At 61.9% G+C, this 17,218-nt stretch carries 12 protein-coding genes and 1 tRNA gene; 5 read left to right on the top strand and 8 right to left on the bottom strand.

The window, feature by feature from the left end; translation table 11 throughout:
* Window positions 1–87 precede the first annotated feature (87 nt).
* The 5 genes from carB to gloB form a co-directional block, all read right to left on the bottom strand.
* Window positions 88–3,342, bottom strand: a complete 3,255-nt coding sequence (gene carB / locus HHL24_RS12365; protein WP_169485749.1) for a carbamoyl-phosphate synthase large subunit — start codon at window positions 3,340–3,342, stop codon at window positions 88–90.
* A gap of 149 nt (window positions 3,343–3,491) precedes the next feature.
* Window positions 3,492–4,646, bottom strand: a complete 1,155-nt coding sequence (gene carA / locus HHL24_RS12360; protein WP_169485748.1) for a glutamine-hydrolyzing carbamoyl-phosphate synthase small subunit — start codon at window positions 4,644–4,646, stop codon at window positions 3,492–3,494.
* 428 nt (window positions 4,647–5,074) lie between these two features.
* On the bottom strand, window positions 5,075–6,316 hold the full coding sequence (locus HHL24_RS12355; protein ID WP_169485747.1) for an MFS transporter: 1,242 nt from the start codon (window positions 6,314–6,316) through the stop codon (window positions 5,075–5,077).
* Window positions 6,317–6,517: 201 nt separating this feature from the next.
* A complete protein-coding gene (locus HHL24_RS12350) occupies window positions 6,518–8,212 on the bottom strand; it encodes a transglycosylase SLT domain-containing protein (RefSeq protein WP_169485746.1) in 1,695 nt (564 codons plus the stop codon).
* A gap of 157 nt (window positions 8,213–8,369) precedes the next feature.
* Complete coding sequence (gene gloB, locus HHL24_RS12345; RefSeq protein ID WP_169485745.1) at window positions 8,370–9,161, bottom strand: hydroxyacylglutathione hydrolase; 792 nt, start codon at window positions 9,159–9,161, stop codon at window positions 8,370–8,372.
* Window positions 9,162–9,180: 19 nt separating this feature from the next.
* Between gloB and HHL24_RS12340 the strand changes: the two genes are divergently transcribed.
* The 5 genes from HHL24_RS12340 to HHL24_RS12320 all read left to right on the top strand — a co-directional run bounded on the left by HHL24_RS12340 (window position 9,181) and on the right by HHL24_RS12320 (window position 13,803).
* Window positions 9,181–10,044 carry a class I SAM-dependent methyltransferase gene (locus HHL24_RS12340; RefSeq protein ID WP_169485744.1) on the top strand — a complete coding sequence of 288 codons (864 nt, stop codon included), beginning with the start codon at window positions 9,181–9,183 and terminating at the stop codon, window positions 10,042–10,044.
* Window positions 10,041–10,487, top strand: coding sequence for a ribonuclease HI (rnhA, locus tag HHL24_RS12335; protein WP_169485743.1), 447 nt, complete (start codon window positions 10,041–10,043; stop codon window positions 10,485–10,487). Before HHL24_RS12340 ends, rnhA begins: the two co-directional genes overlap by 4 nt.
* Before the next feature lie 80 nt (window positions 10,488–10,567).
* A complete protein-coding gene (dnaQ, locus tag HHL24_RS12330) occupies window positions 10,568–11,302 on the top strand; it encodes a DNA polymerase III subunit epsilon (protein WP_169485742.1) in 735 nt (244 codons plus the stop codon).
* Between the two features lie 48 nt (window positions 11,303–11,350).
* Window positions 11,351–11,425: transfer RNA gene (locus HHL24_RS12325), tRNA-Val, on the top strand.
* 500 nt (window positions 11,426–11,925) lie between these two features.
* Window positions 11,926–13,803: an ABC transporter ATP-binding protein gene (locus tag HHL24_RS12320; protein WP_169485741.1), complete on the top strand. Its 1,878-nt coding sequence runs from the start codon at window positions 11,926–11,928 to the stop codon at window positions 13,801–13,803.
* A 194-nt stretch (window positions 13,804–13,997) separates the two neighbouring features.
* On the opposite strand, the gene HHL24_RS12315 is transcribed toward HHL24_RS12320, so the two are convergent.
* The 3 genes from HHL24_RS12315 to HHL24_RS12305 form a co-directional block, all read right to left on the bottom strand.
* A complete protein-coding gene (locus HHL24_RS12315; RefSeq protein WP_169485740.1) occupies window positions 13,998–14,462 on the bottom strand; it encodes a DUF2214 family protein in 465 nt (154 codons plus the stop codon).
* Window positions 14,463–14,610: 148 nt separating this feature from the next.
* A complete protein-coding gene (locus HHL24_RS12310; protein ID WP_169485739.1) occupies window positions 14,611–15,456 on the bottom strand; it encodes a hypothetical protein in 846 nt (281 codons plus the stop codon).
* Between the two features lie 287 nt (window positions 15,457–15,743).
* Window positions 15,744–16,808 carry a glycosyltransferase family 4 protein gene (locus HHL24_RS12305; RefSeq protein ID WP_169485738.1) on the bottom strand — a complete coding sequence of 355 codons (1,065 nt, stop codon included), beginning with the start codon at window positions 16,806–16,808 and terminating at the stop codon, window positions 15,744–15,746.
* Window positions 16,809–17,218: the final 410 nt, after the last annotated feature.

The following is a 17,218-nucleotide window of genomic DNA, read 5'->3' as shown; positions in this document are numbered from 1 at the left end:
CTGACGTTCCGGGCAAAACCCGGGCCACAGCACCTGCGGAACGCCGCTTAACCGCGGCACTTACATCTTGGACAGGTATTCGAAGCCTTAGTTTAGGCGAGCGTGAAGACCTTGTAAATCATAGACTTCCAGGTCCTTCAAATAGCGCAAACCTTCAACTGCAGCCCGCGCGCCGGACATCGTCGTGTAGTACGTGACCTTGTTCGCCTGTGCGCTCATGCGGATCGAACGCGAGTCGGCGATCGCGGCACGGGTTTCGTCGACGGTCGTGAAGACCAGCGCGATTTCGCCGTTCTTGATCATGTCGACGATGTGCGGACGACCGTCCTTCACCTTGTTGACGACCTTGACCGGCACGCCGGCCGCTTCGATCGCGGCAGCCGTGCCCTTGGTCGCGACGATCGGATAGCCGAGTTCGTGCAGCATGCGCGCGACTTCGACGGCCTTCGGCTTGTCGGCGTCCATCACGGTCAGCAACACCGTGCCCGACTCCGGCAGACGCGAACCTGCCGCGAGCTGCGACTTGAACAGCGCTTCGCCGAACGTCTGACCCACGCCCATCACCTCGCCGGTCGAACGCATTTCGGGTCCGAGCACCGGATCGACTGCCGGGAACTTGACGAACGGGAATACGGCTTCCTTCACGCTGAAGTACGGCGGATCGATTTCCTTCGTTACGCCTTGTTGCGCCAGCGTCTGGCCGACCATTGCGCGCGCTGCGATCTTAGCGAGCGGGAGGCTGGTTGCCTTCGACACGTACGGCACGGTACGCGATGCGCGCGGGTTCACTTCCAACACGTAGATGATGTCTTCTTTCGAGCCATCAGGCTGCGGCACCTGCTGGATCGCGAACTGCACGTTCATCAGGCCGACCACGTTCAGCGCCTTGGCCATTGCGCCGGTCTGGCGCTTCAGTTCGGCGATGGTTTCCTTCGACAGCGAGTATGGCGGCAGCGAGCAAGCCGAGTCGCCCGAGTGGACGCCCGCCTGTTCGATGTGCTCCATCACGCCGCCGATAAACACGGCTTCGCCATCGGAGATGCAATCCACGTCGCATTCGATCGCGTCGTTGAGGAAGCGGTCGAGCAGCACCGGCGAATCGTTCGACACCTTCACGGCCTCGCGCATGTAACGCTCGAGGTCGCGCGGCTCGTGGACGATTTCCATGGCGCGGCCGCCCAGCACGTACGACGGGCGCACCACCAGCGGATAGCCGATTTCCTCGGCGAGCTTCAGCGCTTCGTCTTCAGCACGCGCGGTGCGGTTCGGCGGTTGACGCAGGCCGAGGTCCTGCAGCAGCTTCTGGAAACGCTCGCGGTCTTCCGCGGCGTCGATCATGTCCGGCGACGTGCCGACGATCGGCACACCGTTCGCCTCGAGATCGAGCGCGAGCTTCAACGGCGTTTGACCGCCGTATTGCACGATCACGCCGACCGGCTTTTCCTTGTCGACGATTTCGAGCACGTCTTCGAGCGTCAGCGATTCGAAGTACAGACGATCGGACGTGTCGTAGTCGGTCGAAACGGTTTCAGGGTTGCAGTTGACCATGATCGTTTCGTAGCCGTCTTCGCGCATGGCGAGCGCAGCGTGCACGCAGCAGTAGTCGAACTCGATACCCTGGCCGATCCGGTTCGGGCCACCGCCCAGCACCATGATCTTCTTGTTGTTGGTCGGGTTCGCTTCGCACTCTTCCTCGTAGGTCGAGTACATGTAGGCGGTTTTCGTTGCGAACTCGGCCGCGCACGTGTCGACGCGCTTGTAGACCGGGCGCACGTTCAACTCGATACGGCGCTGGCGCACTTCCGCTGGCTTCGCGCCGAGCAGCTTCGCCAAACGGCGGTCCGAGAAGCCGCTTTGCTTCAGGTACTTGAGCTCTTCCTTCGACAGGCTTGCCAGCGTACGGCCTGCCAGCGCCTTTTCCTTCAGGATGATCTGCTCGATCTGCGCGAGGAACCACGGGTCGATCGAGGTCTCTTCGAAGATCTCTTCGGCCGTCATGCCGACACGGAACGCGTCGCCCACATACCAGATGCGATCCGGACCGGCTTCGCCGATCTCGCGGATGATCTCGTCGCGGTTATTGGTCTTTTCGTCCAGACCGTCCACACCCACTTCCAGACCGCGCAGCGCCTTCTGGAACGATTCCTGGAAGGTGCGGCCAATGGCCATCACTTCGCCGACCGACTTCATTTGCGTGGTCAGGCGCGCATCGGCCTCGCGGAATTTTTCGAACGCGAAACGCGGGATCTTGGTGACAACGTAGTCGATCGTCGGTTCGAACGATGCCGGGGTCTGGCCGCCGGTGATTTCGTTCTTCAACTCGTCGAGCGTGTAGCCCACTGCCAGCTTTGCCGCGACCTTGGCAATCGGGAAGCCAGTGGCCTTCGAAGCCAATGCCGACGAACGCGACACGCGCGGGTTCATTTCGATCACGATCATCCGGCCATCTTTCGGATTGATCGAGAACTGCACGTTCGAACCGCCCGTGTCCACGCCGATCTCGCGCAGCACGGCGAGCGATGCGTTACGCAGGATCTGATACTCCTTGTCCGTGAGCGTTTGTGCCGGCGCGACGGTAATCGAGTCGCCGGTGTGGATGCCCATCGGGTCAAGGTTTTCGATCGAGCAAACGATGATGCAGTTGTCCTTTTTATCGCGGACCACTTCCATCTCGTACTCTTTCCAGCCGAGCAGCGATTCTTCGATCAGCAGTTCGCGCGTGGGCGACAGGTCGAGACCGCGCTTGCAGATCTCTTCGAATTCGTCGCGGTTGTACGCGATGCCGCCGCCCGAACCGCCGAGTGTGAACGACGGACGGATCACGACCGGGTAGCCGCCGCTGCCCGTTTGCACAGCGATGTCCGCCTGCACCTGCAGCGCTTCTTCCATCGAATGCGCGGTGCCCGACTTGGCCGAACCGAGGCCGATCTTGGTCATCGCGTCTTTGAACTTCTGGCGGTCTTCCGCCTTGTCGATCGCTTCCGGCGAGGCGCCGATCAGCTCGACCTTGTATTTCTCCAGCACGCCGTGCGCGTGGAGATCCAGCGCGCAGTTCAGTGCGGTCTGGCCGCCCATCGTCGGCAGGATCGCGTCCGGGCGCTCCTTGGCGATGATGCGCTCCACCACTTCCCACGTGATCGGCTCGATGTAGGTCACGTCGGCCGTGTTCGGGTCGGTCATGATCGTCGCCGGATTGCTGTTGACGAGAATGACCTTGTAGCCTTCCTCACGCAGCGCCTTGCATGCCTGCGCGCCCGAGTAGTCGAACTCGCACGCCTGGCCGATGATGATCGGACCCGCGCCGATGATGAGGATGCTCTTGATGTCTGTCCGCTTGGGCATAACGCTCTCGCTAATGTATTCCTGAATTCTTTCCGTCGGCGCGCTGCGTTAATACGTTGCGCGCGCTCTGTTTTGTGCGGCTCGCCTTGAGTGCGCTTGTTGCGCCCATCGCGTTGCGAGCCGCGCGCCGCTCGGGCGCTTCACAAGACTTATGCCGCTGCGGTCTTGCCGGCCTTCTTCGTGTCCATCAACGCGGTGAAGCGGTCGAACAGATAGGCGATGTCGTGCGGACCGGGCGACGCTTCCGGGTGGCCCTGGAAGCAGAACGCCGGCTTGTCGGTCAACGCGAAGCCTTGCAGCGTGCCGTCGAACAGCGAGATGTGCGTGACCTTGGCGTTGGCCGGCAGCGTGTCGGCGTCGACCGCGAAGCCGTGATTCTGCGACGTGATGACCACGCGGCCGTCTTCGAGATCCTTCACCGGATGGTTCGCGCCGTGGTGGCCGGTCTTCATCTTGAGGGTCTTGGCGCCGAGCGCGAGGCCCATGATCTGATGGCCGAGGCAGATCCCGAAGGTCGGAATGCCGCGCTCGATCAACTCCTTGGTGGCGCGAATCGCGTAGTCGCACGGTTCCGGATCGCCGGGGCCGTTCGACAGGAAAACGCCGTCCGGGTTGAGCGCGAGCGCGTCAGCCGCGGAAGCTTCTGCCGGCAGCACGGTGACGTGGCAGCCGCGTTCGGCCAGCATGCGCAGGATGTTGTACTTCACGCCGTAATCGAACGCGACCACGCGGTACTTCGGCGCGTTCTGCTTGCCGTAGCCGGTGCCCAGACGCCATTCGGTCTGGGTCCATTCGTAGCTTTCTTTCGTCGACACGACCTTCGCGAGGTCCATGCCCGACAAACCCGGGAACGAACGCGCGAGTTCGATTGCCTTCGCTTCGTCATCCGAGCCGGCCAGAATGGCGCCGTTCTGTGCACCCTTGTCGCGCAGCACGCGGGTCAGCATACGGGTGTCGAGGCCGGCGATGGCGACCACGCCTTCGTCCTTCAGGTATTGCGGGAGCGTGCGCTCCATGCGGAAGTTCGACGCGAGAACCGGCAGATCACGGATGATCAGGCCGGCGGCATGGACTTTCGTGGCTTCGACGTCTTCGGCATTCACGCCGACGTTACCGATGTGCGGATACGTGAGGGTCACGATCTGGCGCGCGTAGCTCGGGTCAGTCAGGATTTCCTGATAACCGGTGATAGCGGTGTTGAACACGACTTCGCCGATCGTATGCCCGGGGGCGCCGATCGAGTAACCACGAAAGACCGTGCCGTCGGCGAGTGCGAGCAAAGCGGGAGAAAATGACGGCAACACGGGAGACTCCTTGGGGAACACCCTGTTGCCGACCTGTCTATCCGACTGCGAGCCGCAGCGAAACGCATCGACAGGATGCGCGCGCAGACTCGCTCGCGTACTGCTGATGACGTCGCAAGGGGCGCGATGGGTCCATTGTGTGGACGGATCGGCTGGGGTGCGGGGCGTCAAAAGCGCGCGGCGGATGAACGGTATGGGAGAGGTAGGCGCTAGGGTGCGGGTTGATAAGCTCAAACCTTGAAATTATAGCGTGAAACTACCCTTCCCTCCAAATCCGAGATGGGGAGCTAGCGTAGCAAGGCGCGCCCCAAAACTAGTGTAAGCCTTGCTGCGCATGGCTCGGAAGCCGCTGGATAAAATTTGCACGGGCCAGAATCGGGATAGGAGCGGTAAATATGACTCCACCCTGCGAACTCTACTTGGCTGCCTTAAACCTGCTGTTCGGCGCGCGCGTGCACCGGCTGAAGCCGCGCGCGGCCGGGCAATACGTACCAGATCGCGCTCAACACTTGTAGCGCCACCAGAATGCCCCAGGCGGTCAGATGCGCAGCCGCCGGATAATGTCCGCCGCTGGCCGGCCAGCGCGACAGCACCGCCCCGACGCCGATCTGGAAGCCGAAAATCAGCAGAAAGATGATCAGCGTCAGCGTGGTATTCACCCGGCCGATCATCTGCGCCGGGAAATGCCGCGCCATGACTGCATAACTGAGAATCCCGGTACCGCCGAAGATCCCGTACGCCGCCCACAGCAGGCTCGCAGGCAGCGGCGCGCTGAACATGATCAGCAGTTGGGTGACGACGAACAGCGCCATGCCGACGCCGCAAAACACATACAGCGAAACACCGCGCCGCTCGAGGCTACGTGCCGCCGCGCCGAAGCCCACGCAGCCGGCCATCATTGCGAAGCCGAGAACCGACACCAGCGCGGCGGCCTCACGCGGCTCGAAGCCCTGCACGTCGCGTAACCAGGCGCCGACCCATAGTGATTGCATCGCGTAGAACACGCCTTGCGTAAGGACTGAAAATGACGCGATTTTCCAGAATGCCGCGCTCTTCAGAATGTGCAAAGTGCCTTTGAACTGGGCACCGAGACTTGCTTGATGGTGGGTTTCCTTTGTGTCCGGCACAAGAGTCCATTGCGCCACCGCCACCAGCACTGTCAGCAGACCCAGGCCGATACAGACAGCACGCCAACTGGCGAAGCTCAGCGCCCACGTGAGCGGCGAGCCGACCATCACGCCGCCAAAACCGCCGATCGCCATCACCAGCCCGTTCATCAGCGGCAGCCGTGCCGACGCAAAATGCTGCGCCAACGCCTTGAAGGCAGCGCCAAGACATACCGAGACGCCGACGCCGATCAGCAACCGCCCGAACATCATCATGCCGACGCTGTGCGCGGCGCCGAATACCCAGATTCCGAGCGCGGCAAATAGCAAGGTGACCGCCGTCACCCGACGCGCACCGAAGTGGTCGAGCAACACGCCGGCCGGAATCTGCGCGCCCGCGAAGCCGAGGAAGTACAGACTGGTCAGCAAGCCAAGATCAGTGGCCGACAAGCCGAGATCGTGCGTGATGAAGGGCGCAAAGCCGAGATTGACGCCGCGAAACACGTACGAAACGAAGTAACCGGCCGAAAACAGGAGAAAAACGCGCAACTGGGTCGACGACATAAGCTTTGAAATGAGCGGCCGACTTTGGCCTAAGCACGAAAGATAAATGAAATGGGCGAACTTCGCCCGAATTGATCTGCAGAATGAAAAACGCCGTCACCACAGGTGACGGCGTCGGAATAACACGGTGGGTGATCGGAGCGCAATTCACGCGCTGCCCCCGCAACGCATGTGGTCACTACCGTGGGAGCCGCTTTTGGTCTACTTACCCTTCTTCGCGTTGGCCGCGGTCTTCGGGCGGCTATCTGCCGCGGCCTTCGACGCCTTGCTGGACGTGGAAGCCGACACCTTCGTGACCTTGCCCTTGCTGGCGCCGGACGTTGTCGGCTTGCTGGCTTGACCCACCGGCTCAGACACCTTCACCACGGCGGAGCGGCCACGACCCTTCTTCTTATCGTAGCGCGAATCGCTCTTCGTGTCTGCGACGCGGGTGCCGATCTTCTCGACGCCACCGCCCTGCACGTCGGTCGCGATGCGCTCCGGACCCGGCTCGCTCGGCATCGTCTTACCGACCGGCACGTGCAGCACGATCACCTGACCACGCGAAACCTGATCGCGATGCGTGCGATTCCAGGCCTTCAACTGACCGATCGAGACGCCATAACGTACCGCGATGGCGGCCATCGATTGATTGCGGCGCACGCGGATTAGCATCTTGCGGGTGTCGGGGACATCAGGCTCCATGGCGAGCACCGCGCTTTCGGCGACGTCGGCGCTGATGTCTTCGTCGTCGTCCGAACCACGCGGCACCACGATCGTCGAGCCCGGCTTCAGGCGCATGCCGACCGGAATCTTGTTCACTTCCATCAGTGTGTCGGCGTCGACACCGATCTTTTGCGCGATCGCCGCCGGTGCAGCACGCTCGGTGACCGTGTACGTGGTCCACGACGACAGCGAACCGGAGTACGTCTTCAGATTGCGTTCGAACGCGCTCGCGTTGTCGAACGGCAGCAGAATCTGCGGCTGGGTGGCGCCGAGAATGACCGGCTTTCTGAACGACGGGTTCAGTGAGCGGAATTCATCCGGAGAGAGATTCGCGAGTTTCGCCGCCGTATCCACGTCGATGTCGTGCGAGGTCGTGACCGTTACGAAATACGGGTGGTTCGGAATCGACGGCAACGTGAGCCCGTACATCTGCGGGTTCATTACGATGTTCTTTACCGCCTGCAGCTTGGGCACGTAGTTGCGCGTCTCGTTCGGCATGCGCAGGCTGAGGTAGTCGGTAGGCAGCCCCGCCGCTTCGTTGCGGGCAATCGCGCGCTGCACGTTGCCCTCGCCCCAGTTGTAAGCGGCGAGCGCCAGTTGCCAGTCGCCGAACATGTCATGCAGACGCGACAGATAGTCGAGTGCGGCGCTGGTCGAGGCCAGCACGTCGCGGCGCTCGTCCTGCCACATGTTCTGCTTGAGATTGTAGGTGCGGCCCGTGCCCGGCATGAACTGCCACATGCCGGCAGCCTTCGCCACTGACAATGCCTGCGGGCTGTACGCGGATTCGATAAACGGCAGCAACGCGAGCTCGGTCGGCATGTGGCGCGCTTCGAGCTCTTCGACGATGTGGTAGAGATATTTCTGCGAGCGCTCGGTCATGCGCTGCACGTAGTCCGGGCGCTGCGCATACCAGTTGACCTGCATGTCGACGAGGTCGGTTTGCAGATCCGGCATTTGAAAACCACGGCGAATACGGCCCCACAAATCGGCGTCCGCGCTCGTCAGTTGATCGACCGAACCCTGGTCGACGTTGATCGTCTCTTTGGCGGTGGCTGTCTTGCGAAGGGCGTCGGCTACGGCTTGCTGACTGGCGGGGTTTGTTGCAGTGGTGGGGCTATTCGTCGCCGGTCCCTGACTCGCGCAAGCGGCGAGTGTCAGGACCAACAACGCACTAAAGATAAATCGCATGAACGTCTCGGCTTCCACAAGGGCTGGAATTTGCAGCCGATAGTACGAAACGGCAACGTTTACGTCAATCGGAAAATTACGAAAAAAATCAAGGAAATCTTGGGCTTGGCGAATTTTTGCGATTCTTCGCGTGAGGAATACCCTGATCCAAATCGGGTCAACGGAAGCGGTTTTTCCATTCACGCATCAGCGTAAATGCCGTTAATCGATCGGGCACTTTTTCGTGCAACTGCTCTTGCAAGATTGTTTGAATCGCCGGGTTGCCGGCGCGCAAAAATGGGTTCACAGCACGTTCGTGGGCAATGGTGGTGGGCAGCGTCGGCACATGACGCGCGCGCAATTCGCCCGCTTTGTCACGCCAGGCTTGCAGTTCAGCATTGCCCGGCTCGCAGGCGAGCGCGAAGCGGATGTTCGACAACGTGTACTCATGTGCACAGTGCACCTCGGTCGCACCCGGGAGTGCGGCAAGCGAATCCAGCGATGCCAGCATCTGCGTGGGCGTCCCTTCGAACAACCGGCCGCAGCCGCACGCGAACAGCGTGTCGCCGCAAAACACGTGCGGCGTGCCGCGCGGGTCGGCCGCCTGAAAATAGGCGATATGACCGCTCGTGTGACCGGGTACGTCGAGCACCTCGAATTCGAGTGCGGGCGCAGCAATCGTCACGTGATCGCCGTTTTTGAGACGATGCGTGAGGTGCTGGATCGCTTCACCGGCGGGGCCGTAGACGGGAACGGCCTGGCCGTTCAGCAGATCGGCCACTCCACCGACATGGTCTTGGTGATGGTGCGTGAGTAAAATAGCGCTCAGCCGCCAACCCCGCTTCGCCAGATATGCGCGCACGGGGGCGGCCTCACCGGGATCGACGACCACGGCGTGATGCCCGTCGGAAACGACCCAGATGTAATTGTCTTCAAACGCCGGGACCGGTACGTACTCGAGCGCATTCATAGGCGACGCATTCTCTGATATGACTGATCGAGAGATTATAGACTGGCCCGCCTGGACCGATTCGCCACCTGGCCGCTACGTACTTGAGTGGGAACAGACCCAACTCGATCGCGTGGTGTCCGACGTGTTCGGTTACCATGCGCTGCAACTCGGCCTGCCGCAACTCGACGCCTTGCGCGAAAACCGCATGCCGTGCCGCGGGCTCGTGCTCGACGCAGCGAGCGGCGCGAGCGCGCCCTACACGTTTCCGCGCGGTCTGGGGCGTGCCGGGAATGGCCTGGCGAATGGCTCCAGGAATGGCGCCGCGCAAGGTCTGCCCGCTGGTTTGTCGGCGCCGACCGGGCGTAGCGCGGTCTGGTGCGACCTGCTCGACCTGCCGTTCGAAGCACAAAGCGTCGACCTGATCGTGATGCCGCACACGCTGGAATTCACGAGCGACCCGCACCGGCTTCTGCGCGAAGCCGAGCGCGTGCTGATGCCCGAAGGCCAACTGATCATTCTCGGCTTCAATTCGCTCTCGCTGTGGGGCGCGCGTCAATCGGTCGGCAAGATGACCGGTCGGCCGTTCGTGCCCGCGGCAGTCGACCTGATCGCCTTCACGCGTTTGAAGGACTGGATCAAACTGCTGGGTTTCGACCTTGAACGCGGGCGCTTCGGCTGCTATCGTCCGCCGCTTGGCAGCGATCAATGGCTGTCCCGCTATGGTTTCATGGAAGCCGCCGGCGACCGCTGGTGGCCGATTTTCGGCGCCACCTACATGATCAAGGCGATCAAGCGCGTGCGCGGCATGCGCCTCGTCGGCCCGCTGAAAGTGAAGAAACCTGTCCTCGCCGCGGGCCTCGCGCCCGCCGCCACCCCGAACACACGCAACCACACTCAATGACTTCCGACATCATCGATATTTATACCGACGGCGCCTGCAAGGGCAATCCCGGCCGCGGCGGCTGGGGCGCGCTGCTGCGCTTCGGCGACCAGGAAAAAGAACTGTTCGGCGGTGAACCCAACACCACCAACAACCGCATGGAACTGATGGGCGTGATCGCCGCGCTCGAGGCACTCAAGCGCCCCTGCAAGGCCGTCGTGCACACCGACTCGCAGTACGTGCAGAAAGGCATCAGTGAATGGATCCACGGCTGGAAGAAAAAAGGCTGGATCACCGCTGCGAAGCAGCCGGTGAAGAACGCCGATCTCTGGAAGCGGCTCGATGCGCTCGTCGCGCAGCACGAAATCGAATGGCGCTGGGTGCGCGGTCACAACGGCCACCCGGAAAACGAACGCGCGGATCAACTGGCCAATCGCGGTGTCGCCTCACTCGCAGAAATGTGATGCGTGCCGTGATGCCCGCAGCGACACCAACGCGCGCGCCCTTCTTTTTTGCTGATTTTTTTTGAGCAGGCTAATCCGACATGCGTCAACTCATCCTCGATACCGAAACCACCGGCCTGAATGCAAGAACCGGCGACCGGATCCTTGAACTCGGTTGCGTCGAAATGGTGAACCGCCGGCTCACGGGCAACAACCTGCATTTTTACATCAACCCGGAACGCGACAGCGATCCGGGCGCACTGGCCGTTCACGGGCTGACTACCGAGTTCCTGAGCGACAAACCAAAGTTCGCCGAGATCGCCGATCAGATTCGCGATTTCATTCAGGACGCGGAGCTGATCATTCACAACGCGCCGTTCGACATCGGCTTTCTCGATGCCGAATTCGCGCTGCTGGGTTTGCCGCCAGTGAAAACCTACTGCGGCGAGATCATCGATACATTGGCGCGCGCCAAGCAGATGTTCCCGGGCAAGCGCAATTCACTCGACGCGCTGTGCGACCGCTTCGGCATCAGCAACGCGCACCGTACACTGCACGGCGCACTGCTTGACTCGGAACTGCTCGCCGAGGTGTATCTGGCGATGACACGCGGCCAGGAAAGCCTTGTCATCGACATGCACGGCGATTCGCACGGTGGCGGCGACGCGCACGCGCCGCGCATCGCGATCGACTCGCTGAATCTGGTTGTGATTGCCGCGAGCGACGACGAGGTCACCGAACATCAGGCCGTGCTCGACGGTCTCGACAAAGCGATCAAAGGCACGAGCGTGTGGCGTCTCGAACCCGCACCAACCGCCGATGAGCAAACCGCTTAAAAAGTACTAGACGAGTGGAAAAATCCCTGACATAATTCGGCTCTCTTCGGGTGGTTAGCTCAGCGGTAGAGCACTGCCTTCACACGGCAGGGGTCACAGGTTCAATCCCTGTACCACCCACCAGATTCGCGGGTCTCCGAAGAGCCGCAAGAGAAAGCCCTCGAACGAAAGTCGAGGGCTTTTTTGTTTTTGCTTATGTTTTAGATGTACACGGCAGATTGATCACTCACGCGTAGACGAGTTAATACGCGCACACACCTGCTCCGCTTCGAAGTCAACACCGAACTTTCGTACGATTGCGGTCGCCAAATACTGCTGATATAGTCAGTTTTCGGGCACTCGCCCCGTCCACTTTCTTCACCTCATTCGACTACAGGGAGGCGTCACATGTTCGCAGTGCATATCGTCGTCCCTGGGATGGCCTCACGGCCATTCTCGCGACCTTAAATTCGTCGCGTCGTCGCTCGCGCGGTTCTGCCTGAACAGGCGTCCGCGCAAATCCCAGACAGTCCGTAGTCTCTTTGCCGGCATCGTCGTCGATACATTCCGGCTCGCTTGACTGTCTCTTCCTTTCGCTTCTGACTGGAACCTCGGTGCGCTCGCGCGCCACCGGGTCGTGGCAAATGACTAGAAAAAAACTCGACTTTCGCGGACAAGCCTTCAAGGACGTCCTCGGCTTCACCTTCCTTCACTGGGCCAAACAGCCTTGGCGCATCTTCGTCATTACGGCGCTGGCGCTGCTCTCGGCATTGGCCGACGTACTCACGCCGATGTTCGCCGGACGGCTCGTCGACGCGATCGCGTCCGGCTCCGCCGGTGACGCCGTCGCGTGGCACGCTGCGATCACGGCCTTCTGCGTGCTGGGCGCGCTCGGACTCGGCGCCACGCTGCTTCGCCAGGGCGTGTTCTTCAACATCATCAGGCTGACGCTCAAGATGATGAGCGAGATCGCCGCGAATGCGTTCCATCGCGTGCAACGCTTTTCGACGGACTGGCATGCCAACAGCTTCGCAGGATCCACGGTGCGCAAGATCACGCGCGGTATGTGGGCGCTCGATCTGCTCAACGACACATTGCTGATCGCGCTGTTGCCGTCGCTGGTCATGCTGGTCGGCGCAACGATGCTGCTCGGCTGGCGCTGGCCGATGATGGGCGCGGTCGTTGGTATCGGCTCGATGCTGTATATCGCGGTGACCGTGGCCATGTCGCTCGGTTTCGTTGCGCCCGCCGCGCGCCTCGCTAACGCGTGGGACACACGCATGGGCGGCGCCCTCGCCGACGCAGTCAGCTGCAATGGCGTGGTGAAAGCGTTCGGCGCCGAAGCACGCGAAGAAGTCCTGCTCGAGCGTGTAATCGTCAAGTGGCGTCATCGTACGCGCCGCACGTGGATGCGCGGCACGATCAACGGCGGCTTGCAGGGCGGCATGCTGGTGGCAATCCAGGCCGCCATTCTCGGCGCCGCGTTGCTGTTATGGGTGCGCGGCGAAGCGAGCGTCGGCGACATCACGTTCGCGCTGACGATGTTCTTCATGCTGCAAGGCTATCTGCGCGACGTAGGTATGCATATCCGCAACCTGCAGCGCTCGGTCAACGACATGGAAGAACTGGTGTCGCTGGAGAGCCAGCCGCTGGGCATCGAAGATCGGCCCGGCGCGGGCCCGATCGCGATCGGCAAAGGCGAAATTCGCTTCGAGCACGTCACCTTCCACTACGGCGCAAAAGCCACGCCGCTCTACGACAACTTCTCCGTGCGCATCGCGCCGGGAGAACGCGTCGGGCTGGTCGGGCATTCAGGTTCCGGGAAGACGACCTTCATCAAGCTGATCCAGCGGCTGTACGACATCTCGGAAGGCCGGATCACGATCGACGGTCAGGACATCGCCCGTGTGCGGCAGGCATCGTTGCGCAGCCAGATCGCGATCGTTCAGCAGGAGCCGGTGCTGTTTCATCGCTCGCTGGCGGAGAACATCGCCTATGCGCGGCCCGGTGCGAGCCGCGCCGAGATCGAACGCGCCGCGAGGCTCGCCAGTGCGCACGACTTTATCGCGACGCTGCCTCAGGGTTACGACACGCTGGTGGGCGAACGCGGCATCAAGCTCTCGGGTGGCGAACGTCAGCGCGTGGCTATCGCGCGGGCGTTTCTCGCGGACGCGCCGATCCTGATTCTGGACGAAGCGACCTCGAGCCTCGACAGCGAAAGCGAAGTGCTGATCCAGCACGCCATGGAACGGCTGATGATGGGCCGCACGACGCTGGTGGTGGCACACCGCCTTTCCACCGTGCGAGCGCTGGACCGGCTGCTGGTGTTGGACAAGGGCAAGGTCATCGAGGAAGGCAGTCACGAGGCGTTGATCAGACGCGAGAACGGCCTGTACAGGCGGCTGTTCGAACGTCAGGCGCTGGAGTTGATCAAGGGCTTGGCCGATTCGGATGTCATGCGCAAGACCGATGACACGAAGGCGAATCGGCTCGATGATTCAAGCTTACTGGTCGAGAAGTAAATTGCGCAGAAGCGTGTGGGACGTCATGCAGAAGCCGCCGGTAAGCGGCGTTTTCTGCTGGCGTTACCCACGCTCCTCTTCGTTCGCCGACTCGAGCGTTCTCGAGGCGTTCCTCGCCTGACCGCTCGACGCCGCTATATGCGTTCGGCATGTCGCGAGCCAATGCGACCACCGGCCAGTGCTTCAACGCGCGACTAAACCACGCCCGCAGGCAGCCCGATACCGCGCGCCATGCCGGTAGCCGCGAACACCATCAACACCAACAGTACGGTCTGGATCACGCTGAAACGCGCATACGTACGGGCTTTTCGCAAATCAGGCGGGGCGCCTTTTCTGATACAGGCGCGCCAGCGCATCAGGCCGAGCACCGTCGGGACTTCGAGGATGAGTATCAGCACAAGCAGCGTCATCTTGACGTGAAAGAGCGGCTCATGCAGGTAGTAGTCGGCGCCCTTTTCGAAACCGCCGAAGGCGCGCATCAGACCGGTGACGATCAGCACCAACGCCGAAATGCCCCACCGCGTGTCGGAGCGGAATACGGATCGCAACGCAGCGGGCACGCTGGCTCGCCGCAGTGACCAGGTGCGCCGAAGAATCGACGCAAGGGCAAAGCCATAAGCAAGCAGATGAATGGCGGCAAGCAACCAGCGAACGAGCATAGCGACTCCTGCAAACGACGCAATACGATCGATGTATGTCTCACCCACCCACTGAACCGCCGGGTGGCACTTCTTATTATCGACTACCACTCACTCTATGATGCCCGCTTCGGCCGCGCGGTGTGGCCGACTGCACAAAGCGACAGAATCAGACTTGCCGCAACGATGTGTCGAGCGCACGCGCGGCGACCCGATCACCCTCGGTGGTCAGCGCGGTGCGGAACACGGTTTGCCGATTGTGGCCCGCCGCAGCCGGCGAATCCCACAGCAATTCGATTTTCGGACGTCGGCCGAAGGCACCGCGAGCCAACGCAGGCACGCCGAGCGGCGCGGCGGCGCCACCCGGCTCGCCGGCGACACCGAACGCCACGACGGGCGTCGGCGTCGGCGCCGCGCTCACACCTCCCGCCGCCGCCCATCGCACGGACAATTCGCGAGCGTCGTACTGCCCCACCTTACGACGCTCGGCCCAGACGACCACCGTGCGGGTGGCCGGATCGAGCGCGACCGCATAGCGGCCGATCGCAAAACGCCGCGCAGCGATATTGGTTCGCCACAGCGCGCGCGGCCGGCAAATCCACACGACCGCCGCATACAACGCCGGTGCAGCCAACAGCCAGCCGTTGGTGGCCGCCACCGCCTGCGCGGCGCGCCGCCAGCCGGCGCTCGCTGCAAACGCACCGACCGACCAGACCGCAAACAGGAATCCAAGGAAAGCAAACAGGCGCAACGACTGCCGCAGCCATTGCGGCAGCGGATGCAAGGGACGCTCAGCCACGGCGCGCGCACCCGGCAGGAAGATCAGCAGGAACAGGAACACCAGGTTGATGCACGCCCACGGCGAGGACACCATCGCCGACAGCGACGCGCTCAGATCCATCTGCGCCATCGAAAAAAGCCAGCGAGCGAGGAGCACGAGACCGATGGCGCGCAACGCGAAAATCGTTCCGGCGCCGGGCGCCGCGTTCGCACGCGTCTCTTTCGTTCTCGCCAAAGCATCCTCCTGTCGTCGGCGGCGCCGCAGCCAAATTTGCGGCACGGCCATTATAGGGATATTACCGAGACAGGCTCATGCTTGCCGGTCTCAAAACCGCACTTTCTGACGCACACCGGCAAAAACGCGGCGCGTATGCAACAACGCCCCGCGGGCGAGATGCACGCGGGGCGTTGCTGGGGGGGAGCCGGACCATCTGATCGCCGGGGGCGCCTAGCCGGGGGCGCCGAGCCAAAAGCACCAAAAGCGCTCCGGCAAGCCGGCCTGACTGCCTTGACTGACGGTGCTTAGCCGGCGTTGACTTCGCGCAGCACCGTACGATGCTTCTGACGCAGCAGCTCTTCGTAGGTGGCAACGTAGTTCTTCGCCATGACCTTCGACGAGAAGCGCGCTTCGAATGCCTTGCGCACTCCGGTGCGCGGCAGCGTGTGCAGACGCTTCACTGCGGCGACCGCGCTGATTTCGTCTTCGACGACGAAACCCGACACGCCGTTTTCGATCACTTCTGGCACCGAACCACGGTTGAACGCGATCACCGGCGTCCCGCAAGCCATTGCTTCGATCATCACCAGACCGAAGGGCTCCGGCCAGTCGATCGGGAACACCAGTGCATGCGCGTTGCCGAGGAACTCACGCTTTTCGGCTTCGCCGATTTCGCCAATGTATTCGACGTGCGGGAGCGCCATCAGCGGCTTGATCACTTCTTCGTAATAGGCACGATCGGCCTTGTCGATCTTGGCGGCGACCTTGAGCTTCATGCCTGCCTGGCCGGCGATGCGGATCGCACGGTCGAGACCCTTCTCCGGCGAGACGCGGCCAAGGAATGCGAGGTAGCCCGGCTCGACGTCCTTGATCGGCGTGAGCACGTTTTCCGGCAGACCGTGATAGACGGTTTGCAGCCAGTTCGCCTGTTGCAGCGGGATGCGTTGGTTGTCCGAAATCGACACCACCGGCACGTCGCTGAACGTGTTGAAGACCGGTTGCAGTTCCGGCAGATCGAGACGGCCGTGAAGCGTGGTCAGGAACGGCACCGGCTGGCGGGCGAACAGCGAGAACGGGTAGTAATCGATGTGGAAATGCAGCACGTCGAATTCGTCTGCGCGGCGGCGAACTTCTTCGAGCAGCAGCATGTGCGGCGCCATCACGTCGCGGATGGTCGGGTCGAGGCGCAGCGCCTGCGGCCAGAACGCTTCGAGTTTCGCCGAGGTTTGCGAATCGCCGCTTGCGAAAAGCGTGACGTCATGGCCCTGTTCAACCAGCGCTTCGGTCAGGTAGGACACCACGCGTTCCGTACCGCCGTAAAGCTTCGGAGGAACCGCCTCGTGCAAGGGAGCGATTTGAGCGATTCGCATAATGAAGAACTCCTCGTAAAAAATCAGGCAAAAGTACTGCGTTTGGTAAAAGCGACTCGCTTGCTCGCCAGGGCAGTCTGGCCGGATATGCCGGCGCGGGCCTGATTCTTTCGAGAAATCCTGCGATGGATCGCTTGGGTAGTGAGCCCAGTTCAGCATTTCGCTGTCTGCGCATGTGCCGGTAAACGCACACATGCCACCTGCGTTGACAAACTGTCAGAAATTTCGGTGGCTCAACAGAGCACGCATTATCGGTGCCGGGCACCTCGCTGCACCGCAACATTTCAAAGTCTTTACGTTGTTACAAAGGCGAAACACTTTACAAACCCTTGTTTTATAAGACAGTTCTACAGTAGCAACTGGCTTGCAGCGCTGACCCCGAAGGCGGCCGCTGTAAGCTCCCGTGTCAA

The organism is Paraburkholderia polaris (genome assembly GCF_012927345.1).
GTDB lineage: Bacteria > Pseudomonadota > Gammaproteobacteria > Burkholderiales > Burkholderiaceae > Paraburkholderia > Paraburkholderia polaris.
The sequence above is the reverse complement of the archived record's forward strand: the minus strand, read 5'-3'. Positions and strand labels throughout refer to the sequence as shown.

Bases quoted from the DNA above. Each gene is read 5' to 3' on its own strand.
- HHL24_RS12320 (WP_169485741.1), top strand. From the start codon at position 11,926: ATGACTAGAAAAAAACTCGACTTTCGCGGACAAGCCTTCAAGGACGTC.
- dnaQ (WP_169485742.1), top strand. From the start codon at position 10,568: ATGCGTCAACTCATCCTCGATACCGAAACCACCGGCCTGAATGCAAGA.
- HHL24_RS12340 (WP_169485744.1), top strand. From the start codon at position 9,181: ATGACTGATCGAGAGATTATAGACTGGCCCGCCTGGACCGATTCGCCA.
- carB (WP_169485749.1), bottom strand. From the start codon at position 3,342: ATGCCCAAGCGGACAGACATCAAGAGCATCCTCATCATCGGCGCGGGT.
- gloB (WP_169485745.1), bottom strand. From the start codon at position 9,161: ATGAATGCGCTCGAGTACGTACCGGTCCCGGCGTTTGAAGACAATTAC.
- HHL24_RS12305 (WP_169485738.1), bottom strand. From the start codon at position 16,808: ATGCGAATCGCTCAAATCGCTCCCTTGCACGAGGCGGTTCCTCCGAAG.
- HHL24_RS12350 (WP_169485746.1), bottom strand. From the start codon at position 8,212: ATGCGATTTATCTTTAGTGCGTTGTTGGTCCTGACACTCGCCGCTTGC.
- HHL24_RS12355 (WP_169485747.1), bottom strand. From the start codon at position 6,316: ATGTCGTCGACCCAGTTGCGCGTTTTTCTCCTGTTTTCGGCCGGTTAC.
- rnhA (WP_169485743.1), top strand. From the start codon at position 10,041: ATGACTTCCGACATCATCGATATTTATACCGACGGCGCCTGCAAGGGC.
- HHL24_RS12315 (WP_169485740.1), bottom strand. From the start codon at position 14,462: ATGCTCGTTCGCTGGTTGCTTGCCGCCATTCATCTGCTTGCTTATGGC.